The sequence below is a fragment of the Alcaligenes aquatilis genome (assembly GCF_003076515.1).
GTDB lineage: Bacteria > Pseudomonadota > Gammaproteobacteria > Burkholderiales > Burkholderiaceae_B > Alcaligenes > Alcaligenes aquatilis.
In genome coordinates, this window is sequence record NZ_CP022390.1 from 833,995 (window position 1) to 851,967 (window position 17,973).

Consider the following 17,973-nt stretch of genomic DNA (forward strand, 5'->3'; position numbering starts at 1 on the left):
TCCACGCCTTAGCCAAGAGCCGTTTTACGGCTTTTGGTGTCTGTACAAGGCAAACCTGGATTGCGTAATTTTCTGGGGGCGCACGGCGATGAAACCGAAAACAAGCCACTACTTTTTACCTAATAAAGGGACTTCGCCTCACTGGCACCAACACCTGCGTCTATGGATTGGACTGATCATCTCCATGGGCGGCATCTGGGCGCTCTGTCATCAGTTCTGGCTATATGCACAAGATCACCCGGTGGTCTTGCAGGCCCTGCTAGGCGGTTCCATCGCAGCGTTGGCCACGGCACTGGGCACGGTGCCTGTCATGTTTTCTCAAACCATGTCGCAGCGCACCCAGGATACGCTGTATGGCTTTGGGGCAGGGGTGATGCTGGCCGCTTGTGCCTTCTCCTTGGTTTTGCCGGGTCTGGAAGCGGCAGAAAAGCAGCAGGTGTTTGGCGGTGGTGCCTGGGGGGCGGGCTTAGCAGTGGGCTTTTCCATCTTGCTGGGGGCCGCGGCCTTGATGCTGCTCGATCGCATCCTGCCGCACGAGCATTTCATTAAAGGGCGCGAGGGGCCCGGTAATGCCTCATCGACCAAGCTGCGCCGTACCTGGCTGTTTGTGATCGCGATTATGCTGCACAACTTCCCAGAAGGTTTGGCCATTGGTGTGGGCTATGTGGGCAATGAAGGGGTGCGCGCCAATGCGCTGGCCACGGGTATTGCCATTCAGGACGTGCCTGAAGGCTTGGTAGTGGCGCTGGCCTTGCTGGCCGCCGGTTACAGCCGTACTTTCTCTGTTGTGTTGGGCATGGCCAGTGGTTTGGTTGAGCCGGTCGGTGCGGTGCTAGGGGCAGTGGCAGTCAGCAGTTCGCTGGTGCTTCTGCCTTTTGGTCTGGGCTTTGCGGCGGGTGCCATGCTGTTTGTGATCAGCCACGAGATCATTCCCGAATCGCACCGGCAAGGACATGAAACCTTTGCGACCGGCGGTTTGATGATCGGTTTTGTTTTGATGATGTTGCTGGATACGGCATTGGGATAAGTAGGTTCTAAAGACCTATACTAAGGCCCCTGTTCGGGGTAGCTCCCGTACTTGTTTTTTATCCCGCCTGTCAGCGCATCTTGTGTCTGCTCGGGCGCTTCTTTGGCAGTGATTTCCAGCATGCTACGCATAGACAATCTCAGTAAAAACTATGGCGACTACCCCGTTTTCAAGGGGCTGACTCATACCTTTCAGCCTGGCTGCGTGGCGCTCTGTGAAGAAGACAGCACCGGCAAATCCACCTTGCTGAACATTATTGCTGGCTTGCTCGAACCAGATGCAGGCGAAGTGTGGATAGACGGGCATTCGCTGATGAAAGCGCCCCAACAAGCCCGCGCCCGTATGGCCTATGTCCCCGATAACTGCCTGCTGTTTCCGTCTCAAACAGGCCGCCAGTTGCTGGAGCAAGTGGCCGCTGAAAAGAAAACCCGTGTTGATGACACTGCGCTGGATCTTGCCTACCGGCTAGGCCTGGAGCCACACTTGGACAAGCGTTTTGAGCAGATGTCCACAGGAACGCGCCGCAAGGTGTTTCTGGCGGCAGCGGCTTTGGGTGCGCCGGCTGTGATCATTGCCGATGGCCCCAGCAATGGCCTGGACACACAGGCTCGTGCCGCTTTGGCAGAGCAATTCGAGATTTGGTCACAAGACCGTGTTGTGCTGTTTGCCAGTCACGATGCGGAATTGGTAGAGGCCTGTGGAGCACACAGCATCAATATTGCCGAGCTGGTGTAGTCCTTGGGCAGTGCCCCTCATCTATCAGTCAATCAGCTTCAAGAAAGAGGCAGAGAACGCTTTGGAAAACGAGCGTCCTCTGCCTCTTTTTTTGTGGGTGTTTCCTGATCAGTTCATAAATTCGGCAATCCTACGGATTCTTTCAGTTGTCCAGATCCCTACTATGGTTAAGCCAAACAAACCAAAACAAAGGAGACGACATGGCAACAGGATATATTTGGAACACTCTTTACGGCTGGGTAGATACCGGCACGGGCAGCCTTGCCTCGGCTAATCTGGGTGCCCGTTTACAGCCGATCAGCCACCACCTGGCTCATCCCGATACGAAGCGCCGCTTTCACGAGCTGGTTTGTGCCTCCGGTCAAATTGATCATCTGACCAGCATCCAGGCCAAGCCTGCACGCGACAAGGATATTTTGCGTGTTCATACGGCCGAGCATCTGGAAAACATGAAGCGTGTCAGCGCCTTGCCAACCGGCGGCGATACGGGCGATGGCATAACCACCATGGGGAATGGTGGCCTTGAAATTGCCATGCTTTCCGCGGGTGGCGCCATTGAGATGGTCAAGAAAGTGGTCAGCCGGGAAGTCAGCAATGGCTATGCGCTGGTGAACCCTCCTGGTCACCATGCCCCCCGTGCCGGGGCAATGGGCTTTTGCATTTTCAATAACACCTCGGTGGCGGCGGCGTATGCGCGCGAGGAATTGGGTCTGGATCGTGTCGCCATTCTGGATTGGGACGTGCACCACGGGAATGGCACGCAGGATATCTGGTGGAATGATCCTTCGGTTCTGACTATTTCCCTGCACCAGCATCTGTGCTTTCCGGCCAATAGCGGCTTTACGACTGAGCGTGGTGAGGGTGAAGGCCTGGGCTACAACCTGAATATCCCCCTGCCTCCTGGCGGCGGGAATGCCGCCTACCTCTATGCCATGGAAAAAGTGGTGTTACCTGCGCTGCGCGCCTATAAACCGCAGCTGATTATTGTGGGTTCGGGCTTTGATGCCAGCATGATGGACCCGCTGGCACGCATGATGGTGACGGCTTCCGGTTTCCGGCAAATGGCGCGTCAGGTGATCGACTGCGCCGAGGAAGTCTGCGAAGGTCGTATCGCCTTTGTGCAGGAGGGTGGCTATAGCCCGCACTATCTGCCATTTTGCGGTCAGGCCGTGATTGAGGAACTGACAGGCGTGCGTACGCTGGCTGATCCTTATGCGGAGTTCCTGGGCGGGATGGGTGGCGACACGCTATTGGACGCGGAACGCGCCTGCATCGATGAGGCCGCAGCCCTGTTGAGCGGACTGCGTTAATTCCTGATGTGCCAGTGTTAAGCGGCGTCCCGGATCGTGTCTCTTAATGGCACAGTCCGGGCACTGCCGCCAGGATCGCACCCTGTGCATCCGGCACATACCAATGATTCAGAGCCGCTGTGACAGCGGCTTCTGTTCGTCGGGTGATACCCAGTTTGCGCAGCAAGGACGTGACATGCGAATGCACGGTACGCTCGCTCAAAAACAGGCTGGCCGCAATTTCCCGGTCGGTGTAGCCCGTTACCAACCAGCCCAGCACCTGCATTTCCTTGGCACTGAGCGCAGCGGGCAAGGGGGCGGGCAGCAGTCGCACCAGAACATCGCCCTTGGGAAAGCGCTGCGCTTGCAGTCGATAGCTTCGTTTGCCTTCCAGCCAGAACGCTTGCAAGGTCGAGGTTTCCTGGCCCATGAAGGACAAGGCTTTAGCCAGTGCGGGGCTGAACTGGGAAGCGTCAGAGAGCATGTCCTCACGCATGATCAGCCCGCCTGCCTGTGGCACCAGATGCAAGACGATGCCGTTTTGCGAGACCATGTTCTGCATGGCCTCTTCCAGCAAGATTTTCGCGCCCAGCGCCAGTGTGCGGACATGGCGATTGAAGCATCCTGCTTGTTGGGAAGAGAAGTGAATCATTCCCAAATACGAGTCCCCGCGCTGTAGTTCTACCGTCATCCCATCCTGAAACCCGCCACGCAGCAGGGCATCGGTATAGATGGCAGTACTGCGAAAGGGTGGATCCATGGTGTCCGAGCACTCGGAAATAGAAGGCGGCAGCAAATCGTGCGGAGAGGCCTGTGCTGTAAAGCCCGGTGCGTAGATTTGTGGAAAGCCGGTTCCCAAGGCCGACGCGCAGTTCAGGTTATAGCCTTCGCAATGCAACTCCAGATGGGTACGGCTTTGAGGTGCACAACCCAGAAGTTGCACCGCATCGAAGTGAAACAGGGAACGCAGGGATTGAATACGATCGCCGAGACTGAACATGGCAGGGCCTGAGGATAAGTATGGTAAGGGCGCTAACAATCAACATAGCGTTTGGTGATTGAGAGCGCAATTGGGCCAAACCCAGGCTTGGAAGTGGTTCCGAGTATGGATGCACCCCCAAAGCAAAAACCCTCCAGACGTGGAGGGTTGCTTGAAAAAGGCGGCAAGCCAAACTGCTTGATACCGCCCATCTCCGGGCGGGGAGATAGCTTAGGGCTGGTGGTAAAACGACCGGCGGCAGAACCGTCTTATTTAACGGCTTCCAGATATCGTCTCAGCACTTCGGGCCAGTTGATCACATTGAAGAAGGCGGCAATGTATTCAGGCCGGCGATTCTGGTATTTCAGGTAGTAGGCATGCTCCCACACGTCCAGACCCAAAATGGGCGTGTTGCCGTGCATCAGTGGGCTGTCCTGATTGCCGGTGCTCTCTACCACCAGTTTCTTTTCCGGGGTGACACTGAGCCAGGCCCAGCCACTGCCAAAGCGTGAGATTGCTGCTTTGGTAAAGGCATCCTTGAATTGTTCGAATCCACCGAGATCCCGGTCTATGGCCTGGGCCAGGTCCTTGGGAATAGTGGTATCGGCATCCGGTGTCATCACCGTCCAGAACAAACTGTGGTTGGCATGGCCGCCGCCGTTGTTGCGCACCACATTGCGTACGGATTCGGGCAGGGTGTCCAGCCCAGCAATCAGCTCATCAATAGGCGGGTACGGTAAGTTGGCTGCTTCCAATGCCGCATTCAGATTGTTGATATAGGTCTGATGATGCTTGCTGTAGTGAATTTCCATGGTCTGGGTGTCGATATGGGGTTCCAGAGCATGGTAGGCATAAGGCAGGGCAGGTAAGGTGTAAGACAACACGCACTCCTCGATAAACCCCCGGCCAGCGGTGCCTGGGGGACAGATTGAAACTTAATGAGAAAAAGAGCGTTCCTGCGGGCTGACGGCTCCTAAGAAAAGGGCAGAGCAGGTGGGGACATGATGGGGGTAGCGACGCGCATAGCGCGCCAGCTCGGCATAGGTGCGTCGGCTGTGTTGCCAGGCGGCCATGCGCCAATCATCGGCCAGGTGCGTGTTGGCCGCCGCCCAGCACAAGGTTTCGTGTGCGGTACACAAGAGCAGGCCTTGTTCGTCACTTTGATCTAGCTGTTCGCAAGCATCGGCCAGATTCAAATGGGCAATGACCCAGGCGGCAATGGTGGCGTCGGCCCCTTCACAAGCGCCAAACAGCAGCGGTTTTACATAGGCGCGGGCCTGTTGGTAGTGCGCGATGGCATCGGTGTAATTGCGAGATTGAAAGGCCTGGTTTCCCTGCGTAATCAAACTACGCCAAGAGGCGAGCTCGTCGCGTTGGGTAAGAGCGTGTTGGGGCTGTTGGGTAACGGTCTGCATGCTTTGCTCCTGATAAAAGGTAGCGCATCAATAATGAAATTAATGATAATGATTTGCATTTATATTATCAAGGAAATCCAAAAAGCAAATCGTAAGCAGATCAAACGTCAGTTGGAAAGGAGCGGGGCGGGGGCGCTGAAGCCAGTGGTGCTGCGGCTTTTCGGGCTTGGTTGACGTGTTTAGGTGTATACCCTGTAGCGCCCGGATGCTTGTTCCAAATCAAGTTCACGTCGGCTACAGGACAAGAAAAAAGGCTGAAAGCCCGGGGGCGTTCAGCCTTGATATCAGTTTGTCTGAATCGTCTTAACGACGTTTTACTGACAACTCATATTCCATATCCTGCTCGTAGCTGCCCAAGGACATGGCTTTGACTTCGTAGTCGCCCGCTTCCAGCTGGACTTCCAGACGGGCATTCATATCGCCGCCGCTATCATCGTCTTCGGCAACGGTTTGGCCGTCTTTGCGCAGTACCAGGTAGGTGTCAAAGATAGGCGAAGTCATATCAATGATGTAGCTGCCAGGCTGGCGCACGGTCAACTGGTAGCTGTCGCTGGTGATGCCTTGCAGCATCAGTGCCTGGCGGGGTTCGCCTACACGGATGGTGCCGCCGCCAGCATTGGCAGGGACGTCATCAGCCACGGCGGACAGGGCAAACAAACCGGCTTGATTGGCGCCAGAAATCTTCACCTGGTGTTCGCCTGCAGCCAGTACGCCACGGACGCGTTGTTGGCCGGCTTCATCGCCGTATTGGTTGGCGCTGGTGGAATCCACTTCCATGGTGGCTTGGAAGCCTTGGGCGTCCATGAGCACCGTCACCAGTTTGGGTTCGGGCAATGTGAAGCTGTAGGTTTGGGTCTCACCGGTAAACAAGCCGCTTCTGCCTTCGCCGTCCAGCACCAGGCTATCGCCATTTTTCAGCTCGACCTCGCCAGTCATTTCCTCTGGCTTGATCTGCAGCGAGAAGCCACCCTGGAAGTTTTGCGAACCCATGGCCGAGCTGGCCTGCACAATGTATTCACCGGCTTTCAGGTAAACCTGCAGGCGTGCATCGGTGCCGCCACCGTTGTCATCGTCCGAAGCCAGTTCCATGCCACGACGGTCCATCAGTTTCAGATAGGCATCCAGGCTGTTTTGCTCGGCCTTCATGGCCAAGCTGTACAAGCCGTCTTTGTCAATATTCAAGCGGTAGCGTTTTTGACCTCCCAATGCCCAGTCATGAATAGTCTGGTCTGGGGTCAAAGGCTCGCCTGTGTAGGCTTTCAAGGTGTCGGCCATAATTTGGAAAGGGCCGAAGGAGCTGGTGTTAAAGCCGCTGATCACCACCTGGTAGGTGTCGTTGAAATCAGCCTTGAAGCCCAGTGTGGTGGCTTGACCCTTGGTTTCGCTCTCTGGGCAGTCCTCACAGCGCTGGGTACGTGTCACCAGCTCGCCGTTTCGCAGCACAGTGATTTGTGGGCGTAAGGGACCGGTGACGCTGATCTTGATAAGTTGGCCCGCTTCGGCTTTCACATCAAACAGGCTACTGCGCACGCCATCGCTCAGGTTCAAAAAGCTTTTGCTGGTTAGTTCGCCAGAGACAGATTGGCCCAATACCAGGGTTTGGGCAGCATCGACGGTGCTGGGGGTACTGACCGGGCCGCTTGTCGGTACGGGTACGTTTTTGGCGTAGTAAATAGCGCCACCGGCGCCGATGGCCACGCCCAACAGGGCTGCAAATAAGGTAGTTGGCTTCATGATCTCTGAAGAGTAGCTAAAAGAGTAAGGCACCGATAAGCCGGCGATGGTTAGCGGGCGATTGTACTGGAGCTAGGACAATGAGCGCACACTGTCGTAATCATATGTTACGAACTGGACCGGAGTTTCGGGTTGACTGCTGAGGCGTGAATCAATAACTGGATTCGCTTGTTGGCCCGGCCCCCCCTTGGGAGCAAGGGCCGTCTTAGCGTACTTTGTTACGTTTTAAAACGCAGCGTGGAGCTCAAGGCTGCACATAAGGCTGCTTGATAAAGGCGGGGGCTTCACGAAAGGACTGTCCTCCCCCCGGTGGTGGGGGCTGGGTCAGGGCAACTTGCACCCATTGGCCGTGCCGGCGCTCCAGCAGTCGATAGCGCTGCTCGGGACCGACCGGGCGGCTGGCCAGATACAAGGTGCCGTTCAGTCTGTATAGCGCAGGCTGAGAGGCAGACTGTTTGTCCACTTCCCGTTCCTGCCCTTGATCAAGCAGCACAATCGCGCCGCCGGGGTTTTTCTGAACCGCGACAATGACTTGTTCTTTCTCGTCCAGGCTAAGCGCAGGCGTTCCTACATATTGCAAGCCCAGGTTTTGGGGGCGCGTCCAGCTTTGCTGGCTGCCTTGTATCAGACGCTGCAACTGCTGGCTTTGACGGTCGCGCAGATACAACTCAATATGCCCTTGTGCATTCAGGATAGAAGCCAAGCCGCCACTACTGGCAGGAGCAGGAATCGCTTGCCAGTCCTGCCATGTCAAGTCGCTTTGCTGATAGGTCTGGAATAACTGGCCCTGCAAATTGCTGGCAAATATATGGGGGCGCCCTTGTCTATCCAGGCTGAGAGTGGCGGGGTAGGCGGCATGTTCCAGCGCAGGCAGTGCTGTCCAGGCCCCCCAACCGTAGTCGGGCTGGCGCGCGGCGCTCCAATAAAAAAGGCCATCGGTTCCCATGGCGACCGCCTGACTGTCACGGCGGCTGACGATAGGGGTATGCAACATGCGAGGGCCGGGTATTTTTTGCCAGGCCAGCCAATCGTTCTCATCGGGGGAGCGGCTGAACCAGACCTGTCCGGTAGCATCACGCGCAAACAGACCGGGGCTCCCGTCTGCGTAGTGAAAGGCGCTTAAGGCTTCGGCTGTGCGTCCGCCCAAGGTCATCCAGCGTTGTTCTTGCACATCCCATTGGTTGATGGCGTCGTTTTGTTCGCCCGAGGCGAAAAAGCTGAGCTTGCCTTCCTTGTCACTTAACAGGCTGGCCGGATAGTCGGCACGGCTGGTGTAGTAACTGCGCTGTACCCATTCGGCGGCGGGGCCGGCGGGTTCCTGACACACAGCGGGGCCTTTGCAGGCGTGTTGGTCGTGCCAGGCGTAGCGTCGGAAAATCTCGGTTTTACTGTGGATTTCATTCAAGGTCAGATTGCGAGCCTGCTCTTGAATGGGATAGTCCACATAGCCAATTTGTGCGTAATTGCCGGGGGCCGCCAGCATGGCCTCCCGAACCAGACGGGCGCTGGCGATATGGTCCGGGTGTCCGTGTCCGGTACAACGCCAGCACAGCTGGGTGTAAGGCACGGGGTTGGTGTCATCCAGATAGCGAACACTGGTGGGCTGATACAGCCGTATCAAGGCGGCCAGTGTTTGGACCAACTGCTCGCGGTTCAGTGTCTGTTGCGGGCTATCCAGTGTTTGTACGGTTTGGCCAGGTACCGACTCTGCGCGGCTCAACGGGGTCAGACTCCCCCAGCCTGGGCCCAGCCAGGGATCTTGCAGACGTAAATGGCTTAGCTGAATACCCGGTCTGGACCGCAAGGTAAATTGCGTGATCGAGGCACTGCCGACCATCAAGCGGGTTTGCTGCCATTCGTTGACCAGCCCGGCCATAAAGGCATAGGCGGCGCGTACACCTTGTTCGCGGCGGTACATATACTCCAGCCCACCTTTGCGTTCACTGGCGGTCAGGTACAGAACCTGCATGCAGGCACCGGCCTGGATACTGCTGGACAGGTCTGGGTTCATGAATAGCAGGTCGTCATCCATATGGCCAACAACGACCAGGTCCCGACTGCCATGACAGGCATCCGCGGCTTGGGTAGAGAGCGGCCAGAGCAAAGCACACAGTCCGCCAAGCAGAATGCGTTTCAAGAAGGGGCCAGCCAGACAGGCAAGAAACATGGGATGAGTGCGCGGAATAAACAAGGATCAGAACGATCCGTCCCGCGTTGCTTGCAGAGGATGCAAACAACGTGCCTGCTTAGTATAAGCAGGCACTGTCAGGCAGAAAATAAAGATACATGGCGCCAGGGGCTTTGTTTTTTAAAGTGTGGCGCCGATGCTGCGCTCAGTTCAGTCTGGGGCGAATCAACATGGGAGCAAACTGATGCAGGTAATTGAGCATGGCCAAAATCCAGCACAGACCAGAGACATGCAACAAAGGCAGGCTCCAACTGCTGGGGATCAGGGCCAACAAACGCAAGACGCAGGCAGCAATCAGAAAACCGTAACCCAGCACGACTTTGGGCGTGGCACGCAAGGGGCGACCCAAATGACCTAGAGCGGTACGGGTCAGCATGCCGATAATCATGATGCTGAAACCGGCCAAGCCCACAATATGTACCGGCCAGGCAGCGCGTAGAATCCAGCCTGCTTCATAGGCAGCAGCACTTAACAAGCCGATAGCCAGACCGGCATAGCCCAGGTACAAAATCCACAACAGGGGGGTGTGACGGCTGGCCCACGGTTTCCAGCGTACCCACTGAAAGCAGGCAATCAAGCCCAACGCAGCCAGAACCATAGCCAAAGCCAAGCGCCAGGGGCTCAGTGACAAAGCAATGGCGATGGCGCTCAACCCCATTTGCCAATGACCGCTACGAGTTTGAGCAGGTAGGCTCAAACCCGGCAAGGCACGCATGGCAAAGAAGGGAATGATGCGGCGAGCAATCAGCAAGGTGATCAAACCCATGGTCCAGAAACCGCTGTAGAAGTAGGGCATGGGATCTTGCCCTTGCAGCAGGCTGTACATGAACAGGGCATGGCTCAGGCCCAAGGCCAGCATGGCAAGGGGGATGCCGTAATTGCGTTTGTTGCGAGCGATCAGAATCACACGGGCCAGTTCAGCGGCGGCAACAGCAAAGAACAAGGCATCCAGCAGCAAGGCGGCGATCAAGCCGTTGGGAAGCAACAGGCTCAAACGTGCCAGAATCCAGATCAAACACAAGGCCCCCAAAGAGGAGCCGCGCAGGGTGGGCTGTCCTGTCCAGGTGGCACTGGCTGTCAACAAAAATCCCACGGCAATGGTGCCGATAAAGGCCCAGAGCATTTCATGAGCATGCCAGTACAGGGAGGGGATGGCTGCATTGGCCAGCCAGCCGGGCGCATAGAGCCAGAGCGCAATGCTGGCCGCGCCCCAAAGCGTGGCTAAAAGATAGAGGGGTCGAAACCCCAGTTCCAGGAATGCGCGCCATTGTGGGCGAGTAGAGACGGGGGAGGCAGTTAAAGGAGTCATGGCAGATCAGTTAAAAGATGTATTTTAAATATATCTTAAAGGCCGAATAAAACATAGTCTCTTCAAGTGATGTTTGGCCTTATTCCTTGTCGCTCATATCCAGCGTGCTATCGATCATTTTGCGCAGCAGATAGACGATGGCCACGCGTTCTGCAGGGTTCAGATTGCCCATGGTCAGTTCGCTGATGGTATGGGCGCGCGGGATGACGCGATCGAGCAGTTCCTGCCCTTGTTGGGTCAGCTCCACAATCACCTTGCGTCTGTCATCTTTGTCCGGTGCCAGTTCGATCAGATTGCGCGACTTCAGGCGCTGAATAATGCCCCGTATGGTGGCCTGGTCTACCGCCGTGGCTTCGACCAGCTCGGTTTGCGAGCTGGGGCCGTGATCGCGCAGGGCGCATAAAGTCACGAACTGAATAGCGGTTAGCTGGGTGTCGCCCACGTAATGCTGAAAGATGGCCGTGTGCCGTTGGCCAGCCTTGCGCAGCAGGTGGCCGATTTGTTCGGTGACATCGTAGGACAAGGTTTGAGGCTCAGAAACGGGGGAGGTAGGCTGCATAGTCTTTCTGTCTTGTTGTGGAGTGGGCAGGCCAGTTGCGTAACAACTGGGCAAAGTATACCTGTCCAAGGAGCCGTTCACGCCTGATTCAGATCAGTTGCTATGCATATAAAGTATTTGCTATTTCAGGGTGTGCGCCGCAATAAACAAGTCTACACACTGTTAAATTCATAAATTAAATAAATTTTATGCTTCGATGGTCAAGGCTTGCCTTTGTTTTAAATTTTTGTTTTAAGCTGTTGATTTTAATCTGGTAATTGGTTTTAAAACTAAGGTTATAAGCAATTTTGCGATAGCTGATGGTAGGTATAAACCCTAGCTCAATCACCTGTTTTCATGCTTAAACTTAGTGTGTACACTACTAAAAAAACATGTAGTGAGCACTTTTAATTTGTGCCGTGATTTGGAGCTAACGATGGAAAAAACAGTCAAGATTGCGATTGTAGGGGCCGGTCTTGGCGGAGCCGCTGCGGCGACTCTGTTGCAGCAAGCTGGCTTTGAGGTAGAAGTATTTGAACAGGCGCCAGAATTCTCGCGTTTGGGTGCCGGTATCCACGTGGGCCCCAACGTGATGAAGATTTTCCGCCGTATGGGTTTGGAAAAAGCGCTGGATGATATGGGCTCGCACCCGGACTTCTGGTTCAGCCGCGATGGCGAAACGGGCGACTACCTGTCCCGTATTCCGTTGGGCGAGTTTGCCAAGAAAGAATACGGTGCGTCGTACATTACCGTGCATCGTGGTGATATGCATGCTTTGCAAATTGACAGCATCAAGCCCGGCACCGTGCACTTTGGCAAGCGTTTGCAAAATCTGGTGGATCGGGGTGACGACGTGCTGCTGGAGTTTGCCGATGGCACCAGCGTGACAGCTGACATTGTGATTGGGGCTGATGGTATTCACTCCAAGATCCGCGAAACCCTGCTGGGTGTCGAAGATCCGATTTACAGCGGCTGGGTGGCCCACCGTGCCCTGATCCGTGGTGAGAATCTGGCCCGTTTTGCCGATGAGTTCGAGGACTGTGTGAAATGGTGGACCGATGACCGTCACATGATGGTGTACTACACCACTGGCAAGCGCGATGAGTACTATTTTGTGACTGGCGTGCCACATCCGGCCTGGGATTTTCAGGGGGCGTACGTAGACAGCTCGCAAGAAGAGATGCTGGCCGCATTTGAAGGCTATCATTCCACGGTTCAGAACCTGATCAAATCGACCGAAAGCATTACCAAGTGGCCATTGCGCAACCGCAATCCGCTGCCTTTGTGGAGCCGTGGTCGTCTGGTCATGTTGGGTGATGCATGTCATCCCATGAAGCCACATATGGCCCAAGGTGCTTGCATGGCGATTGAAGATGCCGCCATGTTGACTCGCTGCTTGCAAGAGACCGGTTTGTCGGATTTCCGCACAGCCTTCGATCTGTACGAGCTCAACCGCAAAGAGCGCGCGACGCGTGTTCAGTCCGTGTCCAACGCCAATACCTTCTTGCGCACGCAAGAAGATCCGGCCTGGGTTTACGGCTACGACCTGTACGGCCAGGACCTGAAGTCCAGCTAAGCCGTGCGCTGCGCTGAACCCGGGAGCGATCCGGGTGCAGCGCATCAATCTGATCGGGTCCCGCTGTGCATGGCCTCTCTATAGGGATAGAGCTGGGCATGTGCAGTCGGGAGTCACTGTTGATACATCATTTCTCATCCGTAAACAGTCTGCAGCCCAATGGGGGGAGTGCGGACGTGTTCAGGGTCCTGCTGTGTTCTGTCAGGCGCTGTTTTTAGGCAGTTTTCTGGTTCACCAGGCATACCAATAATTATCTGGAGATATACAAGGTGCATTCATCCATCCAAAGTCCCACGGCGGTGCCTGCAGGCCGGGACGGAAACGGGGATCTCTACAAAAAGATCGTCTGGCGTCTGATCCCATTCCTGTGCTTTTGTTATTTGGCAGCGTATCTGGACCGCATCAACGTCGGTTTTGCCAAGCTGCAAATGCTCGATCATTTGCAATGGAGTGAGACAGCGTACGGCCTGGGGGCCGGGCTGTTCTTTCTGGGTTACATCCTGTTCGAGGTGCCCAGCAATTTGATTTTGGAACGTGTCGGTGCCAAGCTGTGGATTGCCCGCATCATGATTACTTGGGGCATCTTGTCTGGCCTGACCATGTTTGTCACCACACCTACGCAGTTCTACATTCTGCGTTTTGTGCTGGGTGCGGCAGAAGCGGGTTTCTTGCCAGGTGTGCTGTACTACCTGACCCTGTGGTTCCCTACCTACCGACGCGGCAAGATCATTGCCTTGTTCATGATCGGTTTGCCCCTGTCCAGCGTGATTGGTGGTCCTTTGTCCGGTTGGATTATCGGTCACTTTGATCACATGAACGGCTGGCGTGGTTGGCAGTGGTTGTTTCTTTTGGAAGCGATTCCCAGCGTGCTGCTTGGTATTCTGACTTTCTGGGCCTTGCCGAACAACTATCAGTCTGCGCAGTGGCTTAGCAAGGAAGAGAAGTCTCGGCTGGCTGCTGATCTGGCTGCCGACGATGCCGAAGGCAAGGGCGTCAAGCACAGCTTTAAAGATGGTTTCTTCAACCTGAAAGTGTGGATGCTGGGCGGGATTGACTTCTCCATTCTGCTAGGCACGTACTCCATCAGTTTCTGGATGCCGTCCTTTATTCGTGCTGCCGGTGTGCAAGACCCCTTCCAGATTGGTTTGATGACGGCGATTCCCTCGCTGGCCGGTGTAGCAGGCATGTTGATGATTGGTGCCAGCTCGGACCGTTGCCGTGAACGTCGCTGGCACTTGATCGTGCCGCTGACCATCGGTGCGATTGCCTTGGTTGCCAGTACTTTTGTGGCTCATCACGCCTGGTTGACTGTTCTGGCCTTTACGGTGGCCTCGGCTGTGATTATGGGTGCTGTGCCTGTGTTTTTCAGCTTGCCGGCTACCTTCTTGAAAGGTACTGCAGCAGCAACGGGTTTTGCGCTGGCATGTTCCTTGGCCAATATTGCCGGTCTGGTCAGTAACTCCTTGATTGGTTGGGTTACCGACCTGACCGGTTCGGGCAGCGCCGCTTTGTGGCTGTTTGCCGGTAGTTTGATGGTGAGCTGCTTGTTGGCATACGCCTTGCCTGCCAAGCAGGTGAACCGCTAAGTTGCTGTTTGTTCCTGCAGGCTGAAACACAAAAACCATACCTGGCTCTTGGCCGGGTATGGTTTTTTATAGTTGCGGCGTCTTGAGAACGCCGCTTTGACGAACCGCAGTGACGGGTTTGTGGCCGACCACTGATCAGGATCAGGCAGAAACCTTGCTGCCTTGCTGCAACCAGGCTTGCAAATCAGCGGTTTCGTATAGAACCTGTGCGCTCAGAACGCGCAAGCCGTGCGGGCCGCTATCCAAAATACGGTGCTCGCCTTTGGCTTGTTGCAGTTCCAGCTCGCTGTCAGGCAGCGTCATCAGGTGGCGAGCCACGGCAATCAGTTGTTCGGGCGGGCAGCAGGGGCTGGATTCAAAATGTCCGACTTCTTTACCGTTTTGGCGCAGGATCAGGCGTAATGGATTCATGATGTTGTTGCCGTATCGGAGACGGGCCAGTAAAAGTTGTTGGGCGTGGCGCGTGCACCAAAAATGGCTTGTCCAACGCGCACAATGGTGGAGCCTTCGGAAATGGCGACTTCATAGTCACCCGACATACCCATGGATAGTTCACGAATGTTTTCAGCGTGGGCAATGTCGTTGCGCAGTTGATCACGCAAATTGCGCAGCAGGGCAAAGCAGGGCCGTACCCGCTCCGGATCGGCGTCCATCAAAGCCAAGGTCATCAGACCTTTGACTTTCAAGGCAGAAAATTGTGGCAATTCGCGCACGAAAGCGTGTACTTCTTCGGGTGGCAAACCGAACTTGCTGTCTTCGCTGGAGGTGTTTACTTGCACGAAGACGTCCAGGCTGCGGCCTTCAATTTGTAGACGGCGGTCCAGCGCTTCAGCGGTCTTGAGCTTGTCCAACGCATGAAATTCAGAGGCAAAGCGCGCAACGGACTTGGCTTTATTGCTTTGCAGGTGTCCAATAACAGCCCATTCCAAATCTGGCAGTTCTTCGCGTAGCGCTTCGTACTTGCCTTCGGCTTCCTGCACCTTGTTCTCGCCCAATAAGCGACAACCGGCCTGGTAGGCCAGGCGGATGCGGTCAATCCCGAAGGTTTTGCTGACAGTAAGTAAACGGACATCGCCAGCAGCACGCCCATAGCGTACGCAGGCAGCATCAATTCTTTGTTGTACCAGGGCAATGCGTTCCCGAAATGCCTCTACACTGGTGGAGGTGGGATAATGCTCGGTGTGAAGTAGATCAGGGGCGAATTCGGACATGGCGCACCAGTAAGGAAGAAAAAAAAGATAAACTCGACCCTGCGGGTCGCGCATAAACTATTATGTCATAGGTCAAAATGAATATCCAGGGAAGCAACGCGAAGGAACTTTTCGATGATATCCGACAGCAAGTGGCACTGGGGCGAATTGCTCCGGGCCAGATTTTGCCGCCGGTACGCGAGCTGGCTCAAACACTGGGATTGAACCGGAATACGGTAGCCCTGGCATACAAGCGCCTGGTCTCGGCCGGGGTGGCCGATGCACAAGGACGTCGTGGCACACGGATCCGTGAGGCGATCCGGGAGCTGGCACGCGAAGGGCATGGCGCCAGCTCGGCCTTGCAGGATTTGGCCAGCGGCAATCCGGCGCTGGGCTATTTGCCTGCGCCCACCCAATTGACGGCTGGGGTACGCGGTCAAACCCAGGCTCTGTACGGTGCGGACCCTCTGGTGCCTGAGTTGCGTGCCGTGTGTCAGCAGGTGTTTCATAAAGACACACCGCCAGACACCGATTATCACGTCAGCTACGGTGCGGTCGATGCAATCGAGCGTTTGCTGCAAGCCTTTTTGCTGGCGGGCGATAAAGTCGGGATTGAAGATCCTGGCTATCTGAACAGCATCAACTCGGTGCATACGCTGGGCTACAAGCCAGTGGGTATTGAGGTCGATAGCGAGGGGATTGTGCCGGCCTCGCTGCAAGCCGCTTTGGAGGATGGCCTGCGCGCTTTGATCTTGACACCACGTGCGCACAACCCCACGGGATGCTCACTGAGCCGTGCTCGTGCCAAGCAGATCGAGCAAATTCTGAAGCAGTATCCCGAATTGCTGTTGATGATTGACGACCACTTCTGGATGCTGGCCAGCAGCCCTTACCGAAACGTGATTCCTGCCGATCATTTGCGCTGGGCTTTGATTCGTTCAGTGTCCAAGGGTCTGGGGCCGGATTTGCGCGTGGCTCTGGTGGCGTCGGATCTGCAAACCAGCGAACGCTTGTCGCAACGTTTGGCTTCGGGGGCGCAATGGGTCAGCCATCTTTTACAGCAAATGGTGGTTCATGGGCTGACGGATGCCGAGATCAAGGCGCAGACTCGTGTTGCGCAAGCTGCCTATGTGCAGGCTCGCGCCGACTTGATGCACGCCTTGAAAAAGCAGAGCATTCCTTTTTGGGATAGCGAGGAAGGCTTCAATCTGTGGATTCCGCTGGATCGGGAAGCCGAGCCGGTATTGGCAGGATTGGCTGCACGTGGCTGGCTGGTGCGATCCGGGCAAGTCTTTGGTGTGAGCAGTCCTGCTCAAGGCTTGCGTGTCAGTTTTGCGAATCTGAATGCCAAAGACGCCCAGCGCTTTGCGACAGATTTAGCCCAAGTCCTGCAAGAACGCTATTAGTCACTATCTTGCTGCTTCTAACGGAGTAGCAAGATAGTGAACTCTCTTACGCGCCCATCCAGATCGTTAAAAGGGGCGCTATTTTTATGGGCGCAAGATATTTATTTGGCCGGGCGATTGCTGATCCACTGTACTGCCAGCACACTGCCCATCACCAAAATAATGCCCAGCAGGCTGGAGCCTGTCATGGCCTGACCTAAAATCAGCCAGCCCAGAATCACGGCGGTCAGCGGACTGAGCAGGCCCAGCGAGGACACGGCCACAGAGGGCAAGACGGCAATCCCGCGGAACCACAGGGTATAGGCCAGCAGCGCACCGACCAGACACAGGTAGAGGTAGCCGCCGATTTGTACGCCGCTCAAGGAGCTGTCCAGTGGTGGGTCCAGCCATAAGGCCAGAGGGGCAAGCATCAAACCGCCCAACATCAATTGCCAGGCCGTGAAAGCCAGAATCGGCATGCCACTACGCCAGCGATGCGACAAGTAGGTGCCCATGGCCATGCACAAGGCCCCGACAATGGCCGCGACCATGCCCCAGGTATCCCATTGGCTCTCTGGCGAAAGTAGCAAAATACCCATGCCCATGATGCCGATCACACAAGCGACCAAGGCCAGGGTGACAGGGCGTTTACCTTCTAGCGCCCAGGCCAGGGCAATCACCACCAAGGGTTGAGCTGCTCCTACGACGGCGGCCAAACCACCCGGCAAGCGGTAAGCCGCAACGAATAACAGCGCCTGAAATGCGCCAATATTCAAGGCCGCCAGAATCAGGGTACGCCCCCAATCACCTCGGGCAGGCATGCGTCGGCTCCACAAGAGCAGCATCACGCCAGCGGGAAAGCAGCGCAAAAAGGCCGCGATGAAAGGGCGATCGGGCGGTAGGATTTCGGTGGTCACAATGTAGGTGGAACCCCAGATGGCGGGGCCTAATGCGGTCAAGGCCGTCACCAGCCAGAGAGAAAGTCGGTTCATGATAAAAGTATCTTGATGTCGAGATAAATG

The 17,973-nt window shown here is 55.8% G+C and carries 16 protein-coding genes; 6 read left to right on the forward strand and 10 right to left on the reverse strand.

Annotated elements, in window-relative coordinates:
• Positions 1-184 precede the first annotated feature (184 nt).
• The 3 genes from CA948_RS03910 (at position 185) to CA948_RS03920 (ending at position 3,072) form a co-directional block, all read left to right on the forward strand.
• Positions 185-1,027, forward strand: coding sequence for a ZIP family metal transporter (locus CA948_RS03910; protein WP_230018805.1), 843 nt, complete (start codon positions 185-187; stop codon positions 1,025-1,027).
• 120 nt (positions 1,028-1,147) lie between these two features.
• Positions 1,148-1,762 (forward strand): ABC transporter ATP-binding protein, encoded by a 615-nt coding sequence (locus tag CA948_RS03915; RefSeq protein ID WP_108727386.1) that lies wholly within the window; start codon positions 1,148-1,150, stop codon positions 1,760-1,762.
• 200 nt (positions 1,763-1,962) lie between these two features.
• On the forward strand, positions 1,963-3,072 hold the full coding sequence (locus CA948_RS03920; protein WP_108727387.1) for a class II histone deacetylase: 1,110 nt from the start codon (positions 1,963-1,965) through the stop codon (positions 3,070-3,072).
• Positions 3,073-3,115: 43 nt separating this feature from the next.
• On the opposite strand, the gene CA948_RS03925 is transcribed toward CA948_RS03920, so the two are convergent.
• From CA948_RS03925 to CA948_RS03955, 7 genes are all read right to left on the reverse strand, one after another.
• Positions 3,116-4,051 carry a helix-turn-helix domain-containing protein gene (locus CA948_RS03925; RefSeq protein ID WP_108727388.1) on the reverse strand — a complete coding sequence of 312 codons (936 nt, stop codon included), beginning with the start codon at positions 4,049-4,051 and terminating at the stop codon, positions 3,116-3,118.
• Between the two features lie 248 nt (positions 4,052-4,299).
• Positions 4,300-4,911, reverse strand: a complete 612-nt coding sequence (locus tag CA948_RS03930; RefSeq protein ID WP_108728702.1) for a superoxide dismutase — start codon at positions 4,909-4,911, stop codon at positions 4,300-4,302.
• A gap of 54 nt (positions 4,912-4,965) precedes the next feature.
• Positions 4,966-5,445 (reverse strand): hypothetical protein, encoded by a 480-nt coding sequence (locus CA948_RS03935; RefSeq protein ID WP_094196515.1) that lies wholly within the window; start codon positions 5,443-5,445, stop codon positions 4,966-4,968.
• 303 nt (positions 5,446-5,748) lie between these two features.
• Entirely contained in the window at positions 5,749-7,179 is a 1,431-nt protein-coding gene (locus CA948_RS03940) for a hypothetical protein (protein WP_108727389.1), read from the reverse strand.
• Between the two features lie 244 nt (positions 7,180-7,423).
• Complete coding sequence (locus CA948_RS03945) at positions 7,424-9,346, reverse strand: DUF8189 domain-containing protein (RefSeq protein WP_159086114.1); 1,923 nt, start codon at positions 9,344-9,346, stop codon at positions 7,424-7,426.
• 166 nt (positions 9,347-9,512) lie between these two features.
• Complete coding sequence (locus tag CA948_RS03950; RefSeq protein WP_094196519.1) at positions 9,513-10,676, reverse strand: NnrS family protein; 1,164 nt, start codon at positions 10,674-10,676, stop codon at positions 9,513-9,515.
• Between the two features lie 79 nt (positions 10,677-10,755).
• Positions 10,756-11,235: a MarR family winged helix-turn-helix transcriptional regulator gene (locus tag CA948_RS03955; protein WP_094196520.1), complete on the reverse strand. Its 480-nt coding sequence runs from the start codon at positions 11,233-11,235 to the stop codon at positions 10,756-10,758.
• A 415-nt stretch (positions 11,236-11,650) separates the two neighbouring features.
• On the opposite strand from CA948_RS03955, the gene CA948_RS03960 reads away from it, so the two are divergent.
• Positions 11,651-12,790: an FAD-dependent monooxygenase gene (locus tag CA948_RS03960; protein ID WP_009454531.1), complete on the forward strand. Its 1,140-nt coding sequence runs from the start codon at positions 11,651-11,653 to the stop codon at positions 12,788-12,790.
• A 269-nt stretch (positions 12,791-13,059) separates the two neighbouring features.
• A complete protein-coding gene (locus CA948_RS03965) occupies positions 13,060-14,376 on the forward strand; it encodes an MFS transporter (RefSeq protein WP_094196521.1) in 1,317 nt (438 codons plus the stop codon).
• Between the two features lie 141 nt (positions 14,377-14,517).
• On the opposite strand, the gene CA948_RS03970 is transcribed toward CA948_RS03965, so the two are convergent.
• Entirely contained in the window at positions 14,518-14,787 is a 270-nt protein-coding gene (locus tag CA948_RS03970) for a hypothetical protein (protein WP_094196522.1), read from the reverse strand.
• Positions 14,784-15,587 carry a YggS family pyridoxal phosphate-dependent enzyme gene (locus CA948_RS03975; protein ID WP_108728703.1) on the reverse strand — a complete coding sequence of 268 codons (804 nt, stop codon included), beginning with the start codon at positions 15,585-15,587 and terminating at the stop codon, positions 14,784-14,786. Before CA948_RS03975 ends, CA948_RS03970 begins: the two co-directional genes overlap by 4 nt.
• Positions 15,588-15,664: 77 nt before the next feature.
• Here CA948_RS03975 and CA948_RS03980 point away from each other — a divergent pair, with 77 nt between their 5' ends.
• The gene (locus CA948_RS03980; protein ID WP_094196523.1) at positions 15,665-16,972 is read left to right on the forward strand and encodes an aminotransferase class I/II-fold pyridoxal phosphate-dependent enzyme; all 1,308 of its coding nucleotides are present in this window, start codon (positions 15,665-15,667) and stop codon (positions 16,970-16,972) included.
• A gap of 101 nt (positions 16,973-17,073) precedes the next feature.
• On the opposite strand, the gene CA948_RS03985 is transcribed toward CA948_RS03980, so the two are convergent.
• A complete protein-coding gene (locus tag CA948_RS03985) occupies positions 17,074-17,943 on the reverse strand; it encodes a DMT family transporter (protein WP_108727391.1) in 870 nt (289 codons plus the stop codon).
• Between the last annotated feature and the right edge of the window lie 30 nt (positions 17,944-17,973).